This is a genomic window from Deinococcus radiophilus (genome assembly GCF_020889625.1).
GTDB classification, from domain to species: domain Bacteria; phylum Deinococcota; class Deinococci; order Deinococcales; family Deinococcaceae; genus Deinococcus; species Deinococcus radiophilus.
Genome location: NZ_CP086380.1, coordinates 280,363 through 301,852 on the forward strand (window position 1 = coordinate 280,363; position 21,490 = coordinate 301,852).

26 protein-coding genes and 1 tRNA gene are annotated in these 21,490 nt (G+C 64.0%); 24 read left to right on the plus strand and 3 right to left on the minus strand.

Annotation, left to right across the window (positions count from 1 at the left end; translation table 11 throughout):
• Positions 1-4 precede the first annotated feature (4 nt).
• From ispG to LMT64_RS01565, 3 genes are all read left to right on the plus strand, one after another.
• A complete protein-coding gene (ispG, locus tag LMT64_RS01555) occupies positions 5-1,300 on the plus strand; it encodes a flavodoxin-dependent (E)-4-hydroxy-3-methylbut-2-enyl-diphosphate synthase (protein ID WP_126352034.1) in 1,296 nt (431 codons plus the stop codon).
• On the plus strand, positions 1,300-1,707 hold the full coding sequence (locus LMT64_RS01560; protein WP_126352033.1) for a hypothetical protein: 408 nt from the start codon (positions 1,300-1,302) through the stop codon (positions 1,705-1,707). Before ispG ends, LMT64_RS01560 begins: the two co-directional genes overlap by 1 nt.
• Before the next feature lie 139 nt (positions 1,708-1,846).
• Positions 1,847-2,335 (plus strand): hypothetical protein, encoded by a 489-nt coding sequence (locus LMT64_RS01565; RefSeq protein ID WP_126352032.1) that lies wholly within the window; start codon positions 1,847-1,849, stop codon positions 2,333-2,335.
• Here the strand turns inward: LMT64_RS01565 and LMT64_RS01570 are convergent.
• Complete coding sequence (locus LMT64_RS01570; RefSeq protein WP_126352031.1) at positions 2,332-2,832, minus strand: hypothetical protein; 501 nt, start codon at positions 2,830-2,832, stop codon at positions 2,332-2,334. The two genes, LMT64_RS01565 and LMT64_RS01570, sit on opposite strands and share 4 nt — an antisense overlap.
• Positions 2,833-2,916: 84 nt before the next feature.
• On the opposite strand from LMT64_RS01570, the gene LMT64_RS01575 reads away from it, so the two are divergent.
• The 15 genes from LMT64_RS01575 (at position 2,917) to mobA (ending at position 13,404) form a co-directional block, all read left to right on the plus strand.
• Positions 2,917-3,537: a hypothetical protein gene (locus tag LMT64_RS01575; protein ID WP_229253276.1), complete on the plus strand. Its 621-nt coding sequence runs from the start codon at positions 2,917-2,919 to the stop codon at positions 3,535-3,537.
• Positions 3,538-3,540: 3 nt separating this feature from the next.
• The gene (locus LMT64_RS01580) at positions 3,541-4,293 is read left to right on the plus strand and encodes an endonuclease III domain-containing protein (protein WP_229253277.1); all 753 of its coding nucleotides are present in this window, start codon (positions 3,541-3,543) and stop codon (positions 4,291-4,293) included.
• A 66-nt stretch (positions 4,294-4,359) separates the two neighbouring features.
• Positions 4,360-5,526 carry a butyrate kinase gene (locus tag LMT64_RS01585; protein WP_126352030.1) on the plus strand — a complete coding sequence of 389 codons (1,167 nt, stop codon included), beginning with the start codon at positions 4,360-4,362 and terminating at the stop codon, positions 5,524-5,526.
• 33 nt (positions 5,527-5,559) lie between these two features.
• On the plus strand, positions 5,560-5,937 hold the full coding sequence (locus LMT64_RS01590) for a hypothetical protein (RefSeq protein WP_126352029.1): 378 nt from the start codon (positions 5,560-5,562) through the stop codon (positions 5,935-5,937).
• 57 nt (positions 5,938-5,994) lie between these two features.
• Positions 5,995-6,071: transfer RNA gene (locus tag LMT64_RS01595), tRNA-Met, on the plus strand.
• A gap of 110 nt (positions 6,072-6,181) precedes the next feature.
• Complete coding sequence (msrA, locus tag LMT64_RS01600) at positions 6,182-6,730, plus strand: peptide-methionine (S)-S-oxide reductase MsrA (protein ID WP_170165970.1); 549 nt, start codon at positions 6,182-6,184, stop codon at positions 6,728-6,730.
• 312 nt (positions 6,731-7,042) lie between these two features.
• The gene (pyrR, locus tag LMT64_RS01605; RefSeq protein WP_126352027.1) at positions 7,043-7,609 is read left to right on the plus strand and encodes a bifunctional pyr operon transcriptional regulator/uracil phosphoribosyltransferase PyrR; all 567 of its coding nucleotides are present in this window, start codon (positions 7,043-7,045) and stop codon (positions 7,607-7,609) included.
• Complete coding sequence (locus tag LMT64_RS01610) at positions 7,606-8,535, plus strand: aspartate carbamoyltransferase catalytic subunit (protein WP_126352026.1); 930 nt, start codon at positions 7,606-7,608, stop codon at positions 8,533-8,535. Before pyrR ends, LMT64_RS01610 begins: the two co-directional genes overlap by 4 nt.
• Before the next feature lie 59 nt (positions 8,536-8,594).
• Positions 8,595-9,377, plus strand: a complete 783-nt coding sequence (locus tag LMT64_RS01615) for a hypothetical protein (RefSeq protein ID WP_126352025.1) — start codon at positions 8,595-8,597, stop codon at positions 9,375-9,377.
• Positions 9,378-9,402: 25 nt separating this feature from the next.
• Positions 9,403-10,677: a dihydroorotase gene (locus LMT64_RS01620; RefSeq protein ID WP_229253278.1), complete on the plus strand. Its 1,275-nt coding sequence runs from the start codon at positions 9,403-9,405 to the stop codon at positions 10,675-10,677.
• A gap of 202 nt (positions 10,678-10,879) precedes the next feature.
• On the plus strand, positions 10,880-11,182 hold the full coding sequence (locus LMT64_RS01625; RefSeq protein WP_126352023.1) for a hypothetical protein: 303 nt from the start codon (positions 10,880-10,882) through the stop codon (positions 11,180-11,182).
• 112 nt (positions 11,183-11,294) lie between these two features.
• A complete protein-coding gene (locus tag LMT64_RS01630; protein WP_126352055.1) occupies positions 11,295-11,822 on the plus strand; it encodes a phosphoribosyltransferase family protein in 528 nt (175 codons plus the stop codon).
• Between the two features lie 33 nt (positions 11,823-11,855).
• A complete protein-coding gene (locus LMT64_RS01635; RefSeq protein WP_126352022.1) occupies positions 11,856-12,491 on the plus strand; it encodes a class I SAM-dependent methyltransferase in 636 nt (211 codons plus the stop codon).
• An 18-nt stretch (positions 12,492-12,509) separates the two neighbouring features.
• Complete coding sequence (locus LMT64_RS01640; RefSeq protein ID WP_126352021.1) at positions 12,510-12,794, plus strand: acylphosphatase; 285 nt, start codon at positions 12,510-12,512, stop codon at positions 12,792-12,794.
• 76 nt (positions 12,795-12,870) lie between these two features.
• Positions 12,871-13,404 (plus strand): molybdenum cofactor guanylyltransferase, encoded by a 534-nt coding sequence (gene mobA, locus LMT64_RS01645; protein ID WP_229253419.1) that lies wholly within the window; start codon positions 12,871-12,873, stop codon positions 13,402-13,404.
• A 16-nt stretch (positions 13,405-13,420) separates the two neighbouring features.
• Here the strand turns inward: mobA and pgm are convergent, their stop codons facing one another.
• Positions 13,421-15,043 carry a phosphoglucomutase (alpha-D-glucose-1,6-bisphosphate-dependent) gene (pgm, locus tag LMT64_RS01650; protein WP_126352019.1) on the minus strand — a complete coding sequence of 541 codons (1,623 nt, stop codon included), beginning with the start codon at positions 15,041-15,043 and terminating at the stop codon, positions 13,421-13,423.
• A 260-nt stretch (positions 15,044-15,303) separates the two neighbouring features.
• Between pgm and LMT64_RS01655 the strand changes: the two genes are divergently transcribed.
• Together LMT64_RS01655 and LMT64_RS01660 are read left to right on the plus strand one after the other, a co-directional pair.
• Positions 15,304-16,137, plus strand: coding sequence for a phage holin family protein (locus LMT64_RS01655; RefSeq protein WP_126352018.1), 834 nt, complete (start codon positions 15,304-15,306; stop codon positions 16,135-16,137).
• Positions 16,134-16,883, plus strand: coding sequence for a hypothetical protein (locus tag LMT64_RS01660; protein ID WP_229253279.1), 750 nt, complete (start codon positions 16,134-16,136; stop codon positions 16,881-16,883). Before LMT64_RS01655 ends, LMT64_RS01660 begins: the two co-directional genes overlap by 4 nt.
• 77 nt (positions 16,884-16,960) lie before the next feature.
• On the opposite strand, the gene LMT64_RS01665 is transcribed toward LMT64_RS01660, so the two are convergent.
• Positions 16,961-17,812, minus strand: a complete 852-nt coding sequence (locus LMT64_RS01665; protein ID WP_229253280.1) for an alpha/beta hydrolase — start codon at positions 17,810-17,812, stop codon at positions 16,961-16,963.
• A gap of 67 nt (positions 17,813-17,879) precedes the next feature.
• Here LMT64_RS01665 and LMT64_RS01670 point away from each other — a divergent pair, with 67 nt between their 5' ends.
• The 4 genes from LMT64_RS01670 (at position 17,880) to LMT64_RS01685 (ending at position 21,477) form a co-directional block, all read left to right on the plus strand.
• Positions 17,880-18,275 (plus strand): barstar family protein, encoded by a 396-nt coding sequence (locus LMT64_RS01670; RefSeq protein ID WP_126352017.1) that lies wholly within the window; start codon positions 17,880-17,882, stop codon positions 18,273-18,275.
• 86 nt (positions 18,276-18,361) lie between these two features.
• Positions 18,362-19,411, plus strand: coding sequence for a tRNA (adenosine(37)-N6)-threonylcarbamoyltransferase complex transferase subunit TsaD (gene tsaD, locus LMT64_RS01675; RefSeq protein ID WP_229253281.1), 1,050 nt, complete (start codon positions 18,362-18,364; stop codon positions 19,409-19,411).
• Between the two features lie 9 nt (positions 19,412-19,420).
• Positions 19,421-20,443, plus strand: coding sequence for a PIN/TRAM domain-containing protein (locus LMT64_RS01680; protein ID WP_126352015.1), 1,023 nt, complete (start codon positions 19,421-19,423; stop codon positions 20,441-20,443).
• A 158-nt stretch (positions 20,444-20,601) separates the two neighbouring features.
• The gene (locus LMT64_RS01685) at positions 20,602-21,477 is read left to right on the plus strand and encodes a phytoene/squalene synthase family protein (RefSeq protein WP_126352052.1); all 876 of its coding nucleotides are present in this window, start codon (positions 20,602-20,604) and stop codon (positions 21,475-21,477) included.
• Positions 21,478-21,490: the final 13 nt, after the last annotated feature.

The following is a 21,490-nucleotide window of genomic DNA, read 5'->3' on the forward strand; positions in this document are numbered from 1 at the left end:
GCGCATGAGTTTCGAGTCGCTGCCACAACTGGAGCTGGAGGGTGCCGAGTCGGCCACCCTGCCCGCCTTCGCTGCCATTCCACGCCGCCAGACGGTAAGCGTGAACGTGGGCGGGGTTATGGTGGGGTCGGCGCACCCCATCATGGTGCAGAGCATGACCAACACCCACACCGCCGACGCCGAGGCCACCGCTATGCAGGTGGCGCAGCTGGCCCGCGCCGGTTCCGAAGTGGTGCGCGTGACGGTGAACAACGGCGAGGCGGCGGCGGCCCTGCCGGAAATCGTAGCTCGCCTGGCCGACCTGGGCATCAGCGTGCCGATTGTGGGCGACTTCCACTACAACGGGCACATTTTGCTGCGCGAGTACCCACAAGCCGCCCGGCTGCTGGCCAAGTACCGCATCAACCCCGGCAATGTGGGCGCCGGCCAGCGCCACGACGCCAACTTCGCCACCATGATTGAGGTCGCCAAGGAGTACGGCAAGCCGGTACGTATCGGAGTGAACTGGGGGTCGCTGGACCAGCAGGTGCTGGCGCGCCTGATGGACGAAAACGCCGCCCGGGGCAATCCCCGCTCGCCCACCGACGTGACTATTGAGGCGATGGTGGTTTCGGCGCTGGAATCGGCGGCCTATGCAGAGCAGCTGGGGCTGGCGCACGACAAGATCATCATCTCGGTCAAGGTGAGCAGTGCCCCGGAGCTGTGGGCGGTGTACCGCCGCCTGGCCGCGCAGTGCGACTATCCGCTGCACTTGGGCCTGACCGAAGCCGGCATGGGCATGAAAGGCATGGTGGCGACCTCGGTGGCCCTGGCGCCGCTGCTCACCGAGGGCATCGGGGACACTGTCCGCGTGAGCCTGACGCCGGAGCCTGGGGCCAGCCGCAAGCTGGAAGTGGAAGTGGCGCAGCAAATCCTGCAAAGTCTGGGCCTGCGCCAGTTTTTGCCGCAGGTCACTTCCTGCCCCGGCTGCGGGCGCACCACCTCGACCTTCTTTCAGAGCCTGGCCCAGAAGATTCAGGATTATATCCGTGACCAGATGCCCGAGTGGAAGGGGCAGTATCCCGGCGTGGAGGAGATGCAGGTGGCCGTGATGGGCTGCGTGGTGAATGGCCCCGGCGAGAGCAAACACGCGCACATCGGTATCAGCTTGCCCGGCACCGGCGAGGACCCCCGCGCCCCGGTGTATCAGGACGGTCAGCTGCTGACCACGCTGAAAGGCCCGCGCATCGCTGAGGAGTTTCAGGAGCTGCTGGAAAGGTACGTGGAGGAGCGCTACGGGCAGGGGGTGGCGCAGGGCTGATGGAGTGGGTCACGCCGCCGCTGAGCCCCGCTGCGTGGCCCGTTGCCCTGGACGCCGTGCTGGAGGTACTGCGAGCGCTGGGCAGCGAAACGCTTGAGCTGATGCATGGCTGGAGTCTCTCCGACTTCTCCGACACGCCCGAATTCGCGGGGCTGGAATGGCAGGCCGAGGTGGTGGCGCTCGCCGACCTGCCCGAGCTGCTGCGGGAACGTGCCCAGCTGGGCTTTTGCCTGGGCCGAGACGACTTATTTCTAACGCTGCCAGGCGGCCCAGAAATCAAGCTGTGTCATGAAGGCGACCTGCACTTGCGGACAGAGGACGAGGTATTTGCGGCGCATTTAGCAGAGTCCTTGACGGGGCGGGACATCAGCTTGACTCGCCGCCCGGCAGCGGCCCCGGCCCGATGATGACTACAAAACGGAGCCCTGGCACGAGGCACGAGCTCCGGGCGCGTACTCTGTGACACATGAACCAGACCTTTCGACAGCGAGAGCGACAAGGCATTTATCGACGAAATGCTGACGGCGCTGAAGGGCCCACACAGGGTTGAGCGAGAAGGAAGTGTTCGCCATAGAGCGCCTCGTCTACGAACGCTGGGGCGGAGAGCCGACCGAGTGGGAGGAAGTTCAGCGTGCCCTGGACCGCATCGCGCGGCGACATGGGTGGAGCAGGCACCGGATCGAGGAGGTCAGTGCTCAGACCAGCAACTATCAGGGGCTGGAGTGGCGTGCTCGCTGGGGCGTGGTGGTTGGTTGGTCGCTGCACGCGGGCAACATCACGGCCGTTTCATCCCGCCTCCCCACCTGGGGCCTGCCTCCCGAATTTCATTTTCAGGCTTCTGGCCCACTCTTTGAAGCGCTGAATGCCGATGGCTCACTGATCCTGCCTGGTCCGGAATGGTTGCTGGCCCGCATCCCTGAAGAAGAACGGGCCCTGTTGCGTGCCTCCACCGTTCACGGCGGTTGGGAAGCCTACAACTTCAGAACCTGGAAGCCCCATACGCGGGCCGAAGCGCTGTTTACCCACTGGGACTAAATCAGCTCGTACAGCCCGCCTTCCACGTCGCGCAGCTGGCCGGCTTCTTTCAAGCGGCGCACTGCGGCCCTGGCCTGCACCTCGTCCAGCGGCGAGGCGGAGGTCAGGTCGTCCAAGTCAAAGCGTCCGCCCTGGCGGTAGGCCAGCCGCAGCAGCATTCGCTCCTGCACGTCTGCGGCCTGAGCGCGGCCTGCCCGCGAGCCAAACAGCCGCCACACGCCGTACCCCGCCACGACGCCCAGGAGCGCGGCCAGCGGAATCATCTGCACGGCGAAGTCAGGGTGGGCGGCGGCGTCCGCGAGGGCGTGGACCTGGGCCTGGGCTGCCGCGACCTGCTCGGCGCTGGCCCCGCTTTCGGCCAGGCGGCGGGCATCGCCGCGTGCGCCCAGGTACCGGAACACGCCGCCCAGATCCCCACGCACGTAAAAGGCGGCAAAGGCAATCAGGCTGAAAGCTGCGCCAAAAAGGGCAGCGGCGAAGAGGCGGAGCGCAGTCATGCTGCCCATGCTACCCGGCAGTGCTGGGTGTTTCTGCCCCGGACACCCGGTTGCAGACGGAGCAGCCCGGTATACTGGCGAACAATGAGCGGTTTATCACGGCTGGTAGGGACTACGGGTGGGCAGGTTCAAGTGGGCGGATGCAGGCTGTGGCCGTTGCTGCTGGTGCCTGCGTTACTGGGCAGCTGCTCCCGGCAGGCCGATACCTTTCAGCCGCGCATCGTGGTGACAGCCCCCGAAGGTGGCGGCGTGGCCCGCGCCGACAACCTGTTTCTCAAAGGCTACCTGATGGACGACACCGGGGCCATTCAGCTGACCATCAACGATCAGGCCGTGCCGCTGGATTCCGGCAGCCCCAAGATCAAGTACTTCAGCTATCAGCCTGAGGTGCAGGGCACGGAGAACAGCTTTGTGCTCAAAGCGCGTGACCGGGCCGGCAACGAAAGCACCATGACCATGGATCTGAACATTGACGCCGAGCCGCCAGAGCTGGCCGTCAGCAGCTTTGAGCGGATCGGGAAGACCATCCGCGTTTCGGGTGAAGCCACCGACAACGATCAGGTCGCCGAAATTCTGGTGGATGGCCGCCGCTTGAACAGCCCCGTGGGAACCCGCGTGACCTTTTATGCCGAGACGCAGGGCATCTACGCTGATATCACGGTGCGTGACCGGGCTGGCAACACGGTAGAACGGCGCGTGGAGTAAGGCTTGAACAGGGCGCGGGAGAACCGGGTCAGCCCAGCCACATTGCCCCCACCAGAGTGGTGGCCAGAAGCTGCGCAGGCGCTGCTGCTCGCCCAGGGCTACGCTGAGCTGCCGGAGGAACCTACGCCCAATCCGGAACCGCTGGACGGATTGATTCGCCTGATCCTGGCGCAGCAAAACACCTGGGCGGTGGCCCAGCGTCAGTGGGAAGCGCTGCGGGCTGCCTATCCGCGCTGGGAGCTGGCGCTGGTCGCTGAGCCCGAGGACCTTGAAGCGGTGCTGCGGTCTGCTGGGGGCGGACTGGCCCGGTCCAAATCGCGCACCATCTGGGGCGTACTGCACCAACTGGCCGAGCGGGGGAGGCCCTCGCTGCGCTGGTTGCAACGCCTAGACGACGCTCAGGCTCGCGCTGAACTGGAAGCCTTGCCAGGTGTGGGGCGGCGGTCCGCCAGTTTGCTCTTGCTCTTTCATCTGGCGCGGCCGGCGGCGGCAGTAGACGGCAATATTGAGCGGGTGCTCTGGCGGCTGGAAGTGGTGCCGCCCACCTGGCCTGCTGCCAAGCAGGAGCAATGGTTAGAAGGGGTCTTGCCACTGGATACGGCCTACCGGGCGGCCTTTCACCGCGCTGGGGTGCGGCATGGCCGCGAGGTCTGTACCCGCCGCTCGCCCGACTGCCCAAGCTGTGTCCTGAACCGCTGGTGTCCCTCTGCCGAGCTGTTCATGGCGGCTGGCCCGCCTGCGGTGGAGACCGATTAGCTGCGCTGCAGCCAGTGCATTCTGAATCACAGCTTGGCTCGCTTCTTCTGCTAAACTGGCCTGTTTATGCGCGTATACGTGCTCAGCGTAAGTAGTAGCAGCCTGAAACTGGGGTTGGCCGAGTTGACCCCGCCGGTCCCTTCTGTTGGGCCCGAAGCTGTTGGTGTGTCTGAATGTGGCGGGCCTGATCCGGTACAGGATGGTCGCCTGGATCTTCAGATGACCCGCGCCGATCTGCCGCTGGACCCGCACCTTCTCAACGGGACGGGGTTGGATCTGAACCGTGCTCTGGATGCCCTGGAGATGCAGGCTGCTGCCTGGCCGCCTGCCGACGCGGTGGTGACGGTGGCCGCCTGGGAAGAACCTGCCGCCGCAGTCAGTGACCGCAGCCAGGTAATCTATGTGGCGCCCGAGCATCTTCTCCAGGCCCAGCATGATCTCCCCAGCGGGGCCGTCCTGGGCAACCGGGGCCTGCGGCTGGCGATTGCCTGGGCCATGCGTCTGGGTGTTCCTCTGCTGACGGTTCCTTTGCCGCAGCAGGTCGAGTTGCCTGCTGACGCGCGCGAAACAGGGATTCCCGGTCTGCGACGCGAACCGCGCTTTCATGTCCTGAACTCCGAAATGGTGGCCCGCGAGGCCGCCTATGACGTCGGACAGCGCTTCTGTGACGCAGCAGTGATTGCCGCACACCTCGGCAGCACCAGCAGTGTGACGGCGTATCAGAAGGGCAAGGTCGTCAATTCCACCGGGTCGGGCCTGACCGGCGGTCCCATGGGCCTACGGCAGGCGGGGCCAGTTTCCCCCGCGACCTTGCAGCGGCTCTGGGACAGCGATCATCTTCAGATGCACGCTGGCGCCTGGACCGAGTTCTGGACTGGTGAAGGCGGCCTGCGGGCACTGACCGGCTACGGCAGCGTGCGCGAGTTGATGGCCGCTGAAGAAACCGATCCACGTGTGCAAGCGGCGGCAGCGGCTTTCGTGCATCAAGTGGCCTGCGCAGTGGGTCAACAGTGTGGTGCGCTGACCATCCGGCCGGACGCCATCGTGCTGACTGGGCCTCTGGCCCGCTGGGATGGTGTCATGCACCGCTTGGAAGCCCGCCTGAGCTGGATGGCTCCGGTGTTCGTGGTGCCAGGCGATCTGGAGTTTGAAGCGGTCGCCCGTGCCGCTGGGCGTGGACTGATGGGATGGGCTCCCATGCACAGCTGGCCCCGTGAGCTGCAACCTGCCTGAGCGCTGAAGAAGCGCCGCGCTACACTGCTCCCCATGAAACGCCGAGGCCGCCGTTCCCCCACCGACCGTACCCCTCTCCGGGCGACGGCGATGTGGCGGGTGGATCAGGTGTTCCTGGCGCGCAAGGGGCAGCGGCTGGAAGTGACCTGCTCTTTGGTCAACGATCAGGGTGATTTGCGTAACCTCTCGGTGGTGGCGCCCACCTCTGACCCGGTGGCGGCAGTGCGCCACGCCGCAGCCTTTGTGGCGGCGCGGGGCAATGTGTATTCCGCAGAGCAGGCCCGACTCCGCTGGACGCACGCCCAAATGCACACCGAGCAAGATGCCCTGGAGCGTGACTATGCTCTGGAAGATGAATTCTTCGATGCTTTCGAGGAAGTGCGCCTTGAAGTGCTGGACCGCCTGAGTTGACAAAACCCTGAAGAGGACCTATTATTTTTGAGCGCTGGAAACAGCCGAAAAGAATAACGCAGGGTAGAGCAGTCTGGTAGCTCGTCGGGCTCATAACCCGGAGGTCGCAGGTTCAAATCCTGTCCCTGCAACCAAATATCCCACTCCCATTACGCGGGGTGGTTTTTTTATGTTTGCTGTAGATAGACGGCTCTTCGTGAAGTTGCTCGGTATTGCCAGAAGTCCAGCAGGACATCATGGAGCTATGACCCAGGCGAATGAAACGACCCAACAAGCCATCTTTGCGGGAGGCTGCTTCTGGTGTACCGAAGCGGTGATGCTGCGCGTTCGCGGCGTCCAGCAGGTCGAAAGCGGTTATATCGGGGGCCGCCGCCCCAATCCTAGCTACGAGCAGATTTGCACGGGCGTTACCGGCCACGCCGAAGCTGTGCGGGTCACTTTCGATCCCAGTCAGGTTAGCTACCGCGATCTGCTGCATATCTTTTTCGGAACGCACGACCCCACCACCCTGAACCGCCAAGGTGCTGACCGGGGCACGCAGTACCGCAGCGCCCTTTTTCCACTGAATGATGACCAGCGCGCCGAGGCCCAGGCGGTGATGCAGGAGCTGAACGACAGCACCTACGCGGGCGGCATCGTGACCAGCATTGAAGATGCCAGCGAGTTCTATGTGGCCGAGGATTACCACCAGGACTACTACGCCAACAACCCGCAGAACCCTTATTGCGGCGCAGTGGTGGCTCCTAAAGTCGCCAAGCTGCGCCAGAGTTACGCCCATTTTCTGAACGAGTAAGTGCGTTGGGTAGAGCGATAGAAGCGGAAGTATCGTGCCTTCGCTTCTATCGCTCTCGTCCGCACCGCTGGTTCATATTTGTTATCCTCATGACCGGAAAGCGGACCCACTCCGCTCCCCGAACAGCACTTTCCTTTATTCATCCTTTTTCAGCGGTCCGGTGAGGCCGCACCCGCCCTGTGAGGCAGGAGAAGGAGCAACCATGAACCGACCCCCGAGCCGCCGTCAGCCTGAGCTGTACGGACTTTTTTTTGGCTGCACCGTGTCTGACTGCGCTATGCCCGATTGCACCGTGTCTGAGCAGGTGCGCCCATGACCCCCAAAGCCGTTATTCTGGACAGTGCCGAGGTACGCCGCGCCCTGACCCGCATCGCCCACGAGATTATCGAGCGCAACAAGGGTGCCCAGGGCCTGGCACTGATCGGAGTGCATACCCGTGGCCTGCCGCTGGCCGCCCGCCTGGCCGCCAAGTTGTCCGAGTTGGAAGGCGTGGAGGTGCCGACTGGCAGTCTGGATATCACCCTTTACCGTGATGACCTGAGCGAAGTGGCCCGGCAGCCGATCATCCGCGAGACTGAAGTGCCGTTTGATCTGGCCGAGCGCCGGGTGATTCTGGTGGACGATGTGCTGTTCACCGGTCGCACTGTGCGCGCTGCGCTGGATGCATTGATCGATATTGGCCGCCCCACTGGGATTCAGCTGGCGGTACTGGTGGACCGGGGCCACCGCGAACTGCCGATCCGCGCTGACTATGTGGGCAAGAACCTGCCCACTGCCCACGACGAGGTGGTCAAGGTGAAGCTGAGTGAGACAGATGGGGCCGACAGCGTAGAGCTGTGGGACCGTGCCGGGCTGGAAGAAGCAGGGGAGAGCGCATGACCGACCCACGCCCCAAGCATCTGCTGGACTTCCAGGGTTGGTCGCCGGAGCGTCTGAGTGGCCTGCTGGACAACGCCGATACCATGCTGAACGTGCTGGCCCGCCCGGTGAAAAAAGTTCCGGCGCTGCAAGGCCTGACGGTCTGCACCGCCTTTTTCGAGAACAGCACCCGCACCAAGGTCAGCTTTGAGCTGGCGGCCCGGCGCATGAGTGCCGACGTGGTGAGCTTTGCAGCAGGGGCCAGCAGCGTCAGCAAGGGCGAGAGCCTGCGCGACACCGTGGAGACGTTGACGGCCTACAAGATGGACGCCTACATCGTGCGTCACACGGCCAGCGGAGCCGCGCATCTGGTGGCCCGCTACAGCGGCAAGCCCGTGATCAACGCGGGCGACGGCCGCCGCGCCCACCCCACCCAGGCGCTGCTGGATGCCTACACCATCCGCCAGGAGTACGGCGATCTGCGCGGCAAGCGGGTAACGATCATCGGGGACGTGCTGCACAGCCGGGTGGCCCGTTCCAACGCCGAATTGCTGCCCAAATTGGGGGCCGAAGTGGTGCTGTGCGGCCCTGCTACGCTGCTCCCGCTGGAACTGGGCACCATGCCGGGCGTGACCCTGACCACCGATCCCCGCGAAGCCGTACGTGGCGCCCACGCAGTCATGGCGCTGCGCCTGCAAAACGAGCGGATGCAGGGCGGCTACCTGGCCAGCCTGGCGGATTATATAGCTACCTATCAGGTGAACGAATCTCTGCTCTCTGAGGCCGAGGACGGCGCCATCGTGCTGCACCCCGGACCGATGAACCGCGACGTGGAAATCAGCGGCGAGGTGGCCGATGGTGAGCGCAGCCGTATCGTCAAGCAGGTGGAAAACGGCCAGGCGGTGCGGATGAGCGTGCTGTACCACCTGCTGGTGGGACGCGACTGAAGTTTGCCCCTTCTCTTAACCGGCAAGCGTGAGGCTGGCGTATGCATCTACTCTCCAACTTGACAAGCCTGACCGGGCGCACCTGGCTGCTGCTGGGTGTGCTGGCCTTGCCGGGTGCAGCGCTGGCGTGCACGCCCGCCGAGCCGACCATTTCGGCCTGGGGTGCCAAGCCACCGCGTGGTTGGACGGCGCGTGAATGCGCCCCGGCGTGGACCGCGCAGGCCACACCGTACACGCAGGTGGGCTGTTACCGGGTCAGCGTGGGCAAGTCACCCGTGCGGATCGCTCAGGACGCTTTTGGAGGGGTCGCCTCATCGGCGCTGAACATCAGGCAGTTGGGACCGGGGCGTCAGCGAGTCACCTACACCGCTGAGGGCCTGGGCACACAGGTCCTGGAGATCCAGGATCAGGGCCGGGAGGGTGTGGCGGTGAACTACGCTTGGCCGCGCCCCCAGGCCGAATATCTGCGCGGACAGCTGCGGCAGGTGCTGGTGGCCGCGGAGCAACAGGAGGCCAGCGATTTTCCCCCGGCCTATCATCCCTGGCTACGCTGGCTGCTGGGCGACGGACGCCGGGACTGCGTAGAGCTAGCCCCGCTGGACCGCCGCTTGGTGGCGGGTTGCCGTATCGAAATCAGACCCCTACGCTTCGAAGACCCCACCAGCGCCTACGCCGAAACCCGTGATGTGCCCCTGCTGGAACTGCGGCTCAACCCTGAAGCAGAGCTGCGCGGACACGCCGCTGGAAAACGGCCTTACGCAGTTTATCTGGCGGATGGCTGCGCCCAGGCACGGATTATGAACACGCCCCGGGATCATTACGCAGACCATTGGCCGCTATAACGAGAACCCTTTCAAGGAGAACCCCATGAACCTGACCATTACCAATATCAAGCGCCTTGGCCGCACTGAGCGCGAAAGTGTGACCATCGAAGACGGCAAAATTAGGGGCTGGAACCTGCCGGAAGAAGGGCACGGCGAAACGATTGACGGGTGCGGCGGCACGGTGATTCCGGCCTTGATCGAACCGCACGCCCACTTACGCGAACCGGGCCAGACCGAAAAAGAAGACCTCGCCAGCGGTCTGGCGGCAGCGGCAGCGGGTGGCTACGGCAGCGTGGTCTGTATGCCCAACACGTCGCCAGTGATTGATGACCCGGCCACCGTGCGCGCCTTGCAGGAGAAAGCGGCGGGGCTGGGACTGGCGCGGCTACATGTGGCTGCGGCGCTGACCCAGGGTCAGAAAGGCGAGGCACTGGCCGAGCTGAGCGCCCTGCGCGACGCCGGGGCCGTGATGTTCACCGACGACGGGCGCACCAACGAAAATGCCCGCGTGCTGCGCCTGGGCCTGGAGTATGCGGGCAGCCTGGGCATGGTGGTCAGCGTTCACGCTGAGGATGCCACCCTGCGCGCTGATGGTGTGATGAACGAGGGTGAGGTGTCGCAGGCCCTGGGCGTACCGGGGAACCCGACCGCCGCCGAGGCCGCCCGGATCGCCCGCGATATGGAAATCGTGGCCTGGCTGCATGAGCGGGGCAACCGGCCCCGACTGCACGTACAGCACCTCAGTAGCGCGGCGGGGCTGGAGCGGATCCGTGAGGCCAAGCGGCGCGGTTTGCCTGTCACCTGTGAGGTCAGTCCTCACCACCTCACCCTGACCGACGAGCGGCTGCGGTCGTTTGACGCGGTGTATAAGGTGGCCCCACCACTCCGCACCCAGGCCGATGCCGACGAACTGTTCGAAGGGCTGCTGGACGGCACGGTGGACTGCATCGGCACCGACCACGCGCCGCACACCCAGGCTGAAAAGGAACGCGATCTGCTTGAAGCGCCGTTCGGCATTCCTTATATCGAGGTGGCCTGGCCCGTGATGTACACCCGCTTCAGCGAGAAGTTGGGCCTCGAAAAGCTGGTGGACTTGATGACCGCTGGTCCTGCCCGTGTGCTGGGCTGGGATGCCCCCACCCTGGAGGTAGGTGCTCCGGCGGACCTGATGGTCTTTGACCCAGACACCGAGCGCAAGGTGAACCCCAAGACCTTCCAGAGCAAGGCCAAGTTTTGCCCCTATGCTGGAGAAACGTTGCGCGGCTGGCCGCTGCTGACCGTGGTGGGCGGCCAGGTCGCCTACAGCGCCGAAGGCTAAGCCTAGCGGTCATCCGGAACATGGGCGAGAGGTCTGAGCTGGTCTGTGTCTCCCCGCTCTCCTGCGGAGCTGTGCCCGTCTGCTCGCCGACAACCCGCGCAGGTACACTCACCTCCGCGATTTTCCGAGGCTGACTCTAAGCGCCTTTCCCGTTTCTTGACGCCCCGCTGTCCGTGCGCCAGTGGGGCTTTATGCTGCTCCCATGACTGACGCTAACGACCGGAACATCAACATCGGCGAAGACGTGAACGTGGACGACACCAAGCCTGAGATCATCGAAGAGAAGCTGGAAAACGAGGACATTCTGCGTGAGGGTCAGCGGGAAAACATGCAGAATCCCAACGACGAACCCGGTTTTGCCGATGGCCGTGAGGGTGACTGGGACGGCGAAGACCGTCAGGGTGATCCCAACTCGCTGACCGGCAGCGACCTGGAAGGTGAGGCCGAAGGTGGCGCAGGAGTCGGCAGCGGCGGCGGGATTGACGGCGGCCCAGCGCGGCGCTGATTCACTTTGCCTGGCAGCCCTCTTGTGTGGGGGCTGCTTTCGTTTGGTGAATGTTTACGCCGGCTGCTGAGGGCTGAGCGCTAGACTGCGCCCTATGACGAATCCCGTCTCCCTGCCCACTCACCGCGTTCAGATCGGCTCGCTCAGCCGTGACCTGCCTATTGTGCCCGTCTCGGATGAGGTCAAAGTCGCCTTGTTCAACATGCTAGGCGACACCGACATTACCGAGGAAGCGGGCAAAGAGCTGGCCCGCCGTCTTCCTGCCGACATCAAGGTGTTGGTGACGCCAGAGGTCAAGGCGCTGTCACTGGCGCATGTCATCAGCCGCGAATCGGGCGTGCCTTATATCGTGGTCCGCAAGGGCACCAAGCCTTACATGGTGGACCCGGTGGTGCGCGAGGTGGTCAGCATCACCACCGGCAAGCCCCAGACCCTCGTGATGGATGGCCTGGACGTGCAGAAGGTGCGCGGTCAGCGGGTCGCCATCGTGGACGATGTGGTGTCCAGTGGCGGCACGCTCAACTCGCTGCGCGAAATCATTGAGCAGGTGGGCGGCGATCTGGGCGCGGTAATGGCCGTCTTTACCGAGGGGCAGGAGCGCCCCGACGTGACTGCACTGGGCCACCTACCGCTGTTCTGACATGCGATGCCTGGCCTGCCCCTGTTCTGAGCCATGCCCCGGCTGACCCTGGCCCAGCGCAGTAATTTCTTGCCCCTGACCGCTTGGGGCTACTCGCTGTGGCGTGAACGGTCACTCACGCTACTCGGCGGCCAGCCGTTCCCGCTGTGGCGCGAGGCTCGGCTGTTCCTAGGGCACTGCCGACCACAGCCCGGCGAATACTGGCTGGACGTTGGGACCAGTGCTGGGTTTTATGCTGGGGTGCTGGCGGGGGCAGGGTGCCGGGTCACTGCCACTGATCTCAGCCCCGCGATGTTGCGCTCAGCCCAGCGGCGGGTGCAAGGCCCACAGATTGAGTGGGCTCAGATCAACAGTGAGACCTTACCCGCGCCCTGGCACGGAGCTTTTGACGGCGTAACCATCGGAGCCACCCTCAACGAGACGGCGGACCCGGCGGCCTTGCTGCGTTCGGCAGTGTTGGCCCTGCGCCCTGGCGGTCAGTTGTGGCTGATGTACTTGCAGAACACCGGGGGATCTATGCAGCGTCGCCTGGTCCACCCGGCGTTCGGTGGCCTGACTTTTCCCGCACCGGCGTGGATTGGGGCACAATTGCCGGGTATGTCTCTAGAAATGGGCGTCACCTTTGGCGCAGTCCGATTTGAACAATGGGTCCGGTTAACGTACACCTGACCGCGCTAGGCTGACTCCATGACTGAACCGGACAAATTGCAGCGCCTGACCGCCCTGGTAAGTGGGGAGGTGCAGGGCGTAGGCTACCGCTTTTACGTGCAGCGCCGCGCCACCGACCTGGACCTGCAGGGCTATGCCGAGAACCTGACCGATGGCCGGGTCGAAGTGGTGGCCGAAGGCTACGCCGAGGATCTGGAACGGCTGGTGCACTGGCTCAAGCAGGGACCACCCCACGCACGGGTGGACGGTGTGGACACCCAACTGAGCGACGCCACCGGCCTCAGAGGCTTTCATACCTACTGACGCTGGTCTGCTGACCGCTGCCCTGCTGGCGGGGGGACAATCGCGCCGCTTTGGGTCGGACAAGGCGCTGGCTCGCCTGGGCGGGGTCACGCTGCTGGAATGCTCGGCGGCCAGTCTGGAAGGCGCGCCTCACCGCCTGCTGATCGCCCCGCCGGAGCGCAGCTACCAGCTGCCCGGTTGGATCACCGAACCCGAAGACCGTCAGGGAGAGGGACCACTGGCTGGCCTAGAGAAAGCGCTGACCTGGGCAGAACAGTTTGGGTCCGGCTGGGTGGCGCTGACTGGCGTGGACTATCCGCTGCTGACGCCCGCCGTCTGGGCGACGCTGTTTCTCCATGTCGGAGAGGGGCGATTAGCCGTGGCGACGCTGGACGCGGCAGGCCACCCCCAGCCCTTGCCTGCGCTGTACCACACGGCCCTGCGGCCTGAAGTCACGGCGGCGCTGGACCGGGGAGAACGGCGACTACGCGCCGTCCTTCAAGGACCGGGCCGCATCCTCCTGTCACGGGACGCCCTGGGGCTGTCGTCACACGTCTGGGAAGATGCGGACACCGCTGCCGATTTGGAGCGCCTAGCCCGCTTTCCGCAAGCTTCAGTGCCGGAACGCTGAGACTTCCAAGGGGGCCTCAGGGCATCGCGGCGGCGACCACCTGCTGGGCCTCTTTCAGCACCTGTTGTAAGTGTTCCTCGCCCCTAAAGCTCTCGGCATAGATTTTGTAGATATTCTCAGTACCGCTGGGGCGGGCGGCGAACCAGGCATGCTCGGTGCTGACCTTCAGCCCACCAACGGCTTCGTCGTTGCCAGGAGCGCGGGTGAAGCGGCCTGTGATTGGGTCGCCCGCCAGGGTCGCGGCCTGTACGGCTTCGGGGCTCAGAGATTTCAGGGCGGCTTTCTGTTCGGTGCTGGCCGGGGCGTCGGTGCGGGCATAGGCCGTCTCGCCGTACTTTTCACTCAGGTCTTGGAAATACTGCGAGGGGCTGCGGCCTGACCGGGCCATGATCTCGGCGGCCAGCAGTCCGGCGATGATGCCGTCTTTGTCGGTGCTCCAGGGGCGGCCATCCATTCGCAGGAAACTGGCTCCCGCCGATTCCTCACCGCCGAAGCCCAGCGAGCCGCCTTGTAGCCCCTCCACGAAATACTTGAAGCCCACCGGCACTTCCATCAAGGGGCGGCCCAGGCCGGTAGCCACGCGGTCAATCAGTGCCGAACTGACCAGGGTCTTGCCGATGCCCGCGTCCTCCCGCCAGCCGGGGCGGTTCCGGAACAGGTAATCGATCATCACGGCCAAATAGTGGTTGGGATTCATCAGGCCGTCCGGGGTCACAATGCCGTGCCGATCGGCGTCTGGGTCGTTGCCAATCGCCACATCGAACTGACCTCGGTACTCCAGCAAGCTGGCCATCGCATACGGGCTGGAGCAGTCCATCCGGATTTTGCCGTCCTTGTCCAGAGTCATGAAGGCGAAACGGGGATCAATCTCATGGTTGACGATGCGCAGCCCCAGCTGCCAGCGGTCTTCAATGGCCTGCCAGACCGGCAAGCTGCTGCCGCCGAGGGGATCGACGCCGATCTGGACGCCCGCCGCCCGGATCGCTTCCAGATCAATCACTTCATCCAGCGTCTCCACGTATGGCGTGATGAAGTCAAATGGCGTCAACCCTTTCAGCGCTTCTTCTAGGGTGACGGTCTGCACCCCGTCCAGACCGTTTTCCAACAGCTCGTTGGCGCGGGCCTGAATCTGCCCGGTGACATCGGTATCGGCAGGGCCGCCGCTGGGCGGGTTGTACTTGAAACCGCCGTCCTGTGGGGGATTATGACTGGGCGTGATCACGATGCCGTCGGCCTGCTCTGCGCCCGCCGCGTTGTGGGTCAGGATGGCGTGGCTGACCAGTGGGGTTGGTGTGAACTGACCAGGTGCAGCCTGGACATTGACCCCGTTGGCCCTCAGCACCCGCAGGCCACTGAGGAGCGCCGGTTCACTCAGAGCGTGAGTGTCGGCCCCCAGATACAGTGGCCCCTGGATGCCTGCCGTGCGGCGGTATTCGGCAGTGGCTTGGGTGATGGCGAGGATATGGGCCTCGTTGAACGTCTGATTCAGCGAAGTGCCCCGGTGCCCACTGGTTCCGAAGCTGACCCGCTGCTCCGCCACCGCGGGATCGGGACGCCGCTCGTAGTACGCTGCAATCAGGTGGGGGATATTGCTGAGCGCCTCCGCTGGGGCACGCTGGCCCGCCTGTGGATGTGTCATACCGCGCAGTCTAGGCCAAAGCCATGGCTCGTCCCTTTGCAGAAATCTTTAGTGGACCCCTCCGGCGGGCCGCCTTACAGACAGGGTGCTACAGTGGGGCCGACCTATCGGCGCTAAGGACGGATACGCTGAGGCGTCCGACCTAAGGAATCCTGAGGAATTCTTTGGGTCTAGCCGGAGGCTGGCCCGCAGCGTTTATGCTAGAAGGCATACCATGTGCCTGACGCCAAAACGAGTCAGGCACGCTCTCGGAGGACGGAATGCAAGAAGAACGTAAATCATCCATGGGCAGCGCTATCGTCGACGTGTTCGACGCAGGTGTGGCATTGGCCAAAGCAGAGGTCAACTCGCTGGCCCACAAGATCGGTGAGCTGGCCAAGGCCAAAGGTGTGGGAGTGGTGCTGCTGCTGGCTGCCCTGGTTCCACTGGGATTGGCCCTCATTTTCCTGATTCTGGCCATTTACTTTGGTCTGGTTGCGCTGGGCCTGCCCTGGTGGGCTGCTGCGCTGGCGATGTTCCTGGGTAGTCTGGTGATTGCGGGCATTCTGGTGGCCTTGGCCCTGAACAAGTTGAGTGAGGGTATTGGCGACGAGCACCGCGCTCTGACCGAAGATGAGCGTTTGGAAGCCGAGTACCTGGCTGAGAAGCGCCGTCAGCGGACCGAAGGTGGTCAGCCCCTGACCGGAGCGGTCGTCGCGACTGGTGTTCCCGTGTCGGTGGGAACGCAGCGCACGGCCCCGGTGTACGGCCAGAGCCACACCACGGTGGTCAGCAGTGATCCTGCAGTGGTGTACCGCAGCAGCGCTGCAGACCACACCGTACAGGCCGATGACATGGTCCGTCCGCCCTCTGAAGGTGCTCACGCCGTGCCTGTGTACGACTCCAACCCTGACGGCTCGGCCCAGTACTACGGCCAGTCGCTGAACGAGAAGCTGGACCCCCATGCCCCCACCGGGCATAATCACGGTCACGCTGACCACGATCCCAATGTGGTTCATCCTGAAGTGCTTCAAGGAGCCCCACAGGTGCGTGTCAGCACCCAGCCTACGTATAGTGATGATATGAACCGTGGGGAAGAAGGAGGCCGCCGATGAGCGACAACCATCCAAAAGTAGAACCTGTGGTGTTGAATGCGCCGTCCGATGGGCCAGCCCGCTACGAAGAAGTCCGGCTACCACTGACTGAAAAGGAACTGGCCCGTGAGCGTCTGCGTGCCAAAGTGGACGTACTGACCGAAACGGCCAGCCTGAAGGGTCAGATGCAAATGGAGCCGCTTAAGATGCTGGGCGGAGCCTCAGCCGTGGGTGCCGTGTTGGGTCTGGTGCTGGGCAGCCAGATGAAGCGCACCAAGAAGATCTATGTGGACGCCAACTCGCCGGTCAAGTACCAGAAGGCGCTGATGAAGGCCCAGCAGCAGGAAAAGGGCGCAGATCTGACCGGCGGCTTGGTCGCCACCCTGATGACGGTGGGTGTGCGTGCACTGTCTAACCGTCTGGTGCGTGACCGCCTGCACAGCCTGGCAGATGACCTGCTGACCAAAGCCGGACAGCCTACGCCTGAGCGCAAGACCCAGCGCAGTGGGCTGCCGACGGAGCGCCGCAGTGTGATGAGTACGACTCCCACGGCTCCCAACCCCGCTGTTAGCCGTTTTCTGAAGCAAGAAGGCGGCGAGCAACACCCTCTTGCTCAGGGTCAAACCGCACAGCCCCAGGGTGTCGGCGCGGCCGCTACCAGCAGCACTGGCCCAATCACCTCTGCCGAAGTGCCTGGTAGTCAGGTAGAAGCCAAGGCTGAAGGTGCGCCGATTGAGCAAGGCGAACTGCGTAACCCCAACTCCTGATTCTGAATCTAAGAAGCTGCCCCCAGCGCCTGCTTTGGCCTGGGGGCAGTTTCTTATGTTGTATGTCTACCAGGGGTTCAGGCGTGACCGATAGGCTGCGGGGCTTGCTGATCTAGCCACTCCAGCAGCACTTGCAGGGTCTGGGCGGCACCTTCGTCGTTCAGCAACTCGTGGTAGCCACCTTCGACCAGGTGCAGGGTCTTCTCCTTGCTGCTGATGGTGTCCACAAAGCGCTGGCTGCCTGCGGCGTCGGCAATACGGTCTGCCGAGCCGTGGATCACCAGGGTAGGCAGTTTCAGGTCCGGGTAGGTGCTCCAGGCTTTTTTACTGCTGCTTAGCAGGGTAGAGGCTGTCAGTGCCGGCACCTTGCCGTGATAGATCTGTGGGTCCTTGCGGTAGGTCTGGACCTCGGCATCTATGCGGCTGATGTCTTGGGGATTCAGGCGGGTCACGGGCAAGCTGGGAGTCAAGCGGCCCAGCAGTGGCGCGGCGCGGCGCAGCAGCGCAGGTTGGTCCTCACCGACCAGCAGGGCCGGACTGCTCAGAATCACGCCACTCAGGCCACGGGGGTCACGGGCCGCACTTATGGCCGTGACCAGGCCGCCCATAGAGTGACCCATCGCAAAGACAGGCAGTGCCTGACGGCGGAGCTGCTCACGGGCCAGCAGATGATCGCGGACCAGGGCTTCGACATTCACCACACCACGGCGTCCCAGGGATTGGCCGTGGCCGCGGAGGTCATAGCCATAAACATCGAACCCGCGCTGCACCAGTGCTGGGATTAACCCTTGAAAGCTGTTTACATAGCGGCTGAGGTATTCCCCGAAGCCGTGCGTCAGCAAAATAGCAGCGCGTGGGTTGGCAGCTTTCCAGGCCCGTCCTTCGACCAGTGCACCTGTGGCCCAGACATGGGCATCGGACTCTTTCACGCCCCGCAGCATACCGCTCTGGGACGCGGCCATGTCCGCGCAGCGCCCCATGCATTAGCATGGCGGGGTGCTGGATGTATTCGCCTCGCCCCCACAGGGTATTCAGGAAGCCCCCCACGATCCCCGCCTGAGTGCCGCTGGACATCAGGTGGCGCTACGTGCTATCAATCTGACGTGCGCCACAGATGAACGCTCGCTGATGCAGGAGCTGATGCGCGGGCTATCGGTTCCGCTGGAGGCCACCCAAAGCTGGGATCACCTGCTGGCAGCCCTGACGCAGCCTGAGCAGGCAGAGCGCTACGGTGTCTTGTTGCAGGGCTACCGCGATTTCTGCTACCGCCAGCGGCGACTGTGTGACCAGATGGACGCCGTACTGACCGAAGCCCAGCGCATTCTGGCAGCCCAGAACAAGCAGATGTATCTGTTGGCGGCTTATGCTGAAGCGGACCCGAAGCACTTCTAGCCGTTGGTGCGTCTGAGGGTGGCTGCACGCCCTAGCCCTGGCGGTCAAAACGAATCCTGACCACGGAACCCTCGGTCCCTTGGGCTATGCTGGCCTGTGTGAGTGAACCCGTTTATCTGCTGGGCATAGACACTTCCTGCGACGATACCGGGGTCGGGGTGGTGGCCCTGACGGCCAGCGGGCCAGAGGTGCGGGCCAATGTGGTCTGGTCGCAAACCGTCCATGCTGAGTACGGCGGGGTTATGCCGGAACTGGCCAGCCGTGAACATGTGGAGCGGATAGATCAGCTGTTGCCTCAGGCGTTGGCAGAAGCAAGCATTGAGCTGGCTGACCTCGGAGCCGTTGCCGCTACATCTGGCCCTGGCCTGATGGGAGCCCTGCTGGTGGGGCTGATGTACGGCAAGGGACTCGCGCAGGCGTTGACTGTGCCCTTTTATGCGGTGCATCACCTGGAAGGCCATGTCTATGCGGCAGCCACCGAGGAAAACCTGGCGCCGCCCTACCTGGCGTTGGTGGTCTCCGGCGGTCATACCCACCTCTTTGATGTGCCCACCCAGGGCGAATACCACCTGGTTGGGGCCACCCGTGACGACGCCGTGGGCGAAGCGTTCGACAAGGTGGCGCGGTTGGCTGGGCTGGGCTACCCGGGTGGGCCCGCCATCAGCGCGGCGGCGGAGCGGGGTGATCCGTTGGCTATCCCGTTCAAGCCTCCACTCCAGGGTCAGGCTGGGTTTGAGTTCAGCTTCAGCGGCCTGAAGACGGCGGCTCTGCTGGCGCATCAGCGTGGAGCGAGCGCCGAGGGCCTCGCAGCCAGCTTTCAGCGGGCAGCGGTGCGCGCGCTGGTCGGCACGTCAGTCCGGGCAGCTGAGGCTTACGGCCGGGAAACCCTGGTGGTGTCTGGCGGTGTGGCGGCCAACCGCGAATTGCGGGCCGCTTTTGCACAGACTGGGTTGCGGGTGGCGTTTCCGGCTGGGGGGCTGAATACCGACAACGGTGCCATGATCGCGCTGGCGGGCGCAGCGGCCCTGCAAGCCAGGCAGACGTCCAGCGATCTGGGTGTTTCGGCGGCGGCCTATGTGCCCCTGGCTCCGCTGCCCGGCGGTTCTGCCGCAGCGGCCCGGCGCAAGGCACGCTAACATAGCCCCATGCTGGTGTTCCGGCTCCTTATGATTCTCGTGGGCCTGGTTGCAGGTTACGCCGCTGGCCGGGCGCTCAATATGAGTGGTCCGAACAGTGAAATGTTCCTCGTCAACACCGTGAGCCTGATGCTGGCTGGGGCGCTGTTGGCCTTTCTGGTGACCCCCCGCCTAGAGCCTCTGTTATCACGCTCCTTTTCAGGAGTGCGGCGCTGGTACAGTTCGCTGGCACCACGTACCGTGGCCGCAGCGACCTTCGGATTGATCGTGGCGCTGCTGCTCAGTGTCCTGGTATCCAACTTACTGGCCAGCTTGCCGATCTATTCGTGGCCGATCAGCATTCTGGTCACACTGGTGCTGGCGTGGTTCTTCGTGAACTACTCGGTGCAGCACGCCGACGCTTTCGGGCTGTTGGCCTCGCAGCAGGTGCGGCGCAAAAAGGGCAGCAAGGTGCTGGACACCAATGTAATTATTGATGGCCGCGTGGTCGAGTTGGCCAAAGCTGGCTTTCTGGAAGGTGAACTGCTGATTCCCAGCTTCGTGCTGCGTGAGTTGCAACTGCTCGCCGACCATTCGGACGCCCAGCGGCGTACCCGTGGCAAACGGGGCTTGGCAGTGCTGGAAGAATTGCAGGAACTGCGGCCCCTGCGAATCGACGACTGGGACGAGCCCGGTCTGGACAAGGTGGATGACAAGCTGATCCGCTTTGCCCGTGAAACCGGAGGTAAGATCGTCAGTAACGACAATGCCCTGAGCCGCATCGCCAAATTGCAGGGCGTGGAAGTCCTGAGCATCCACGAGGCGGCGGTCGCGCTCAAGCCGCAGGTGCAGGCTGGGGATTACCTCACCATCACTGTGAGCAAGGGTGGGCAGCAGCAGGGGCAGGGTGTAGGTTACCTGGAAGACGGCACGATGGTGGTCGTGGAAGACGGTCTGAAGTTCCGGGGCAAGCCACTGCGGGTCCTGGTGGTGAACAACGTGCAGACGAACGTGGGCCGCATGATTTTCGCCAAGCCGGATCAGGCGGCCTGAAACTCCGCGTGGACCATTTGGTCAAGATTGACTATTGATAAATCTGGAATGGCTAATTTTTTCCACTCCAGGCTAGGGATTCCACTATGCTCATTCAAAGGAGTCCTCCCGTGAACCAAAGCCCGCTGCCGCCTATATCTCTGGAGCAGTGCCGCCGTATGACGCGTCAGCACAGCCAGACCTTCTATCTGGGGTCATTGTTTTTCCCGGCCCCGCAGCGTCCGGCAGTGTGGGCGGTGTATGCGGCGTGCCGCCAAGTAGATGACATGGTGGATGAGCCAGGAGCAGACCCGGCGGCTGAAGTGGAGCGCTGGTGGGCGCGGGTGAAGCGAGCCTTTGATGGGCAAGCCGCCGAAGACGACGCGGTGGGTCAGGGATTGGCGTGGGCGGCTGGACGCTATCCACTGACCCTGGACGCTTTCGCTGATCTCCGCGAGGGCATGCGGATGGACCTGGCAATGGACGCGCAGGGCACCCGCTATGAAACTCTGGAGCAGCTGGACCGCTACTGCTACTGTGTGGGCGGAGTCATTGGGCTGATGATCGCACCGATCAGCGGGTATGGCGGGGAACAGTGCACCATAGACCGGGCACTCCGGCTGGGCCGCGCCATGCAGCTGACCAACATCCTGCGTGACGTGGGCGAGGACTGGGAGCGGGGCCGACTCTACCTGCCGCAGGATCTGATGCGCGAGTACGGCGTCACCGAAGCCGACATCGCCGCTGGGCGTGTCACGCCGTCCTACCGCGCCCTGCTGGCCCAGTTGGCGGCCCGTGCCCGCGCCGACTACGCCGCCGGCCGCGCCGGTATTCCGCAGTTGCATGGCCGTGCCCGCTGGGCGGTGGCGGTGGCCGCCGACCTTTACGAAGGCATTCTTGATGAGCTGGAGCGCAGCGGTTACGACAACCTGACTCGCCGCGCGGTGGTGGGGCGTGGCCGCAAGCTGGGGCTGACCGCCCGCGCCGCGCTACGTGAAACCATGCCGCACTGCTCGGTCTTTGGCCGCAAGTCTGATCTGCCCAGCTCAGCCTGATGCCCATTTTCTC

Excerpts from the sequence above, each read along its gene's own strand:
- ispG (WP_126352034.1), top strand. The coding sequence starts at position 5 with ATGAGTTTCGAGTCGCTGCCACAACTGGAGCTGGAGGGTGCCGAGTCG.
- LMT64_RS01560 (WP_126352033.1), top strand. The coding sequence starts at position 1,300 with ATGGAGTGGGTCACGCCGCCGCTGAGCCCCGCTGCGTGGCCCGTTGCC.
- LMT64_RS01570 (WP_126352031.1), bottom strand. The coding sequence starts at position 2,832 with ATGACTGCGCTCCGCCTCTTCGCCGCTGCCCTTTTTGGCGCAGCTTTC.
- LMT64_RS01575 (WP_229253276.1), top strand. The coding sequence starts at position 2,917 with ATGAGCGGTTTATCACGGCTGGTAGGGACTACGGGTGGGCAGGTTCAA.
- LMT64_RS01585 (WP_126352030.1), top strand. The coding sequence starts at position 4,360 with ATGCGCGTATACGTGCTCAGCGTAAGTAGTAGCAGCCTGAAACTGGGG.
- LMT64_RS01590 (WP_126352029.1), top strand. The coding sequence starts at position 5,560 with ATGAAACGCCGAGGCCGCCGTTCCCCCACCGACCGTACCCCTCTCCGG.
- msrA (WP_170165970.1), top strand. The coding sequence starts at position 6,182 with ATGACCCAGGCGAATGAAACGACCCAACAAGCCATCTTTGCGGGAGGC.
- pyrR (WP_126352027.1), top strand. The coding sequence starts at position 7,043 with ATGACCCCCAAAGCCGTTATTCTGGACAGTGCCGAGGTACGCCGCGCC.
- LMT64_RS01610 (WP_126352026.1), top strand. The coding sequence starts at position 7,606 with ATGACCGACCCACGCCCCAAGCATCTGCTGGACTTCCAGGGTTGGTCG.
- LMT64_RS01620 (WP_229253278.1), top strand. The coding sequence starts at position 9,403 with ATGAACCTGACCATTACCAATATCAAGCGCCTTGGCCGCACTGAGCGC.
- LMT64_RS01625 (WP_126352023.1), top strand. The coding sequence starts at position 10,880 with ATGACTGACGCTAACGACCGGAACATCAACATCGGCGAAGACGTGAAC.
- LMT64_RS01635 (WP_126352022.1), top strand. The coding sequence starts at position 11,856 with ATGCCCCGGCTGACCCTGGCCCAGCGCAGTAATTTCTTGCCCCTGACC.
- LMT64_RS01640 (WP_126352021.1), top strand. The coding sequence starts at position 12,510 with ATGACTGAACCGGACAAATTGCAGCGCCTGACCGCCCTGGTAAGTGGG.
- pgm (WP_126352019.1), bottom strand. The coding sequence starts at position 15,043 with ATGACACATCCACAGGCGGGCCAGCGTGCCCCAGCGGAGGCGCTCAGC.
- LMT64_RS01655 (WP_126352018.1), top strand. The coding sequence starts at position 15,304 with ATGCAAGAAGAACGTAAATCATCCATGGGCAGCGCTATCGTCGACGTG.
- LMT64_RS01660 (WP_229253279.1), top strand. The coding sequence starts at position 16,134 with ATGAGCGACAACCATCCAAAAGTAGAACCTGTGGTGTTGAATGCGCCG.
- tsaD (WP_229253281.1), top strand. The coding sequence starts at position 18,362 with ATGCTGGCCTGTGTGAGTGAACCCGTTTATCTGCTGGGCATAGACACT.
- LMT64_RS01680 (WP_126352015.1), top strand. The coding sequence starts at position 19,421 with ATGCTGGTGTTCCGGCTCCTTATGATTCTCGTGGGCCTGGTTGCAGGT.
- LMT64_RS01685 (WP_126352052.1), top strand. The coding sequence starts at position 20,602 with ATGACGCGTCAGCACAGCCAGACCTTCTATCTGGGGTCATTGTTTTTC.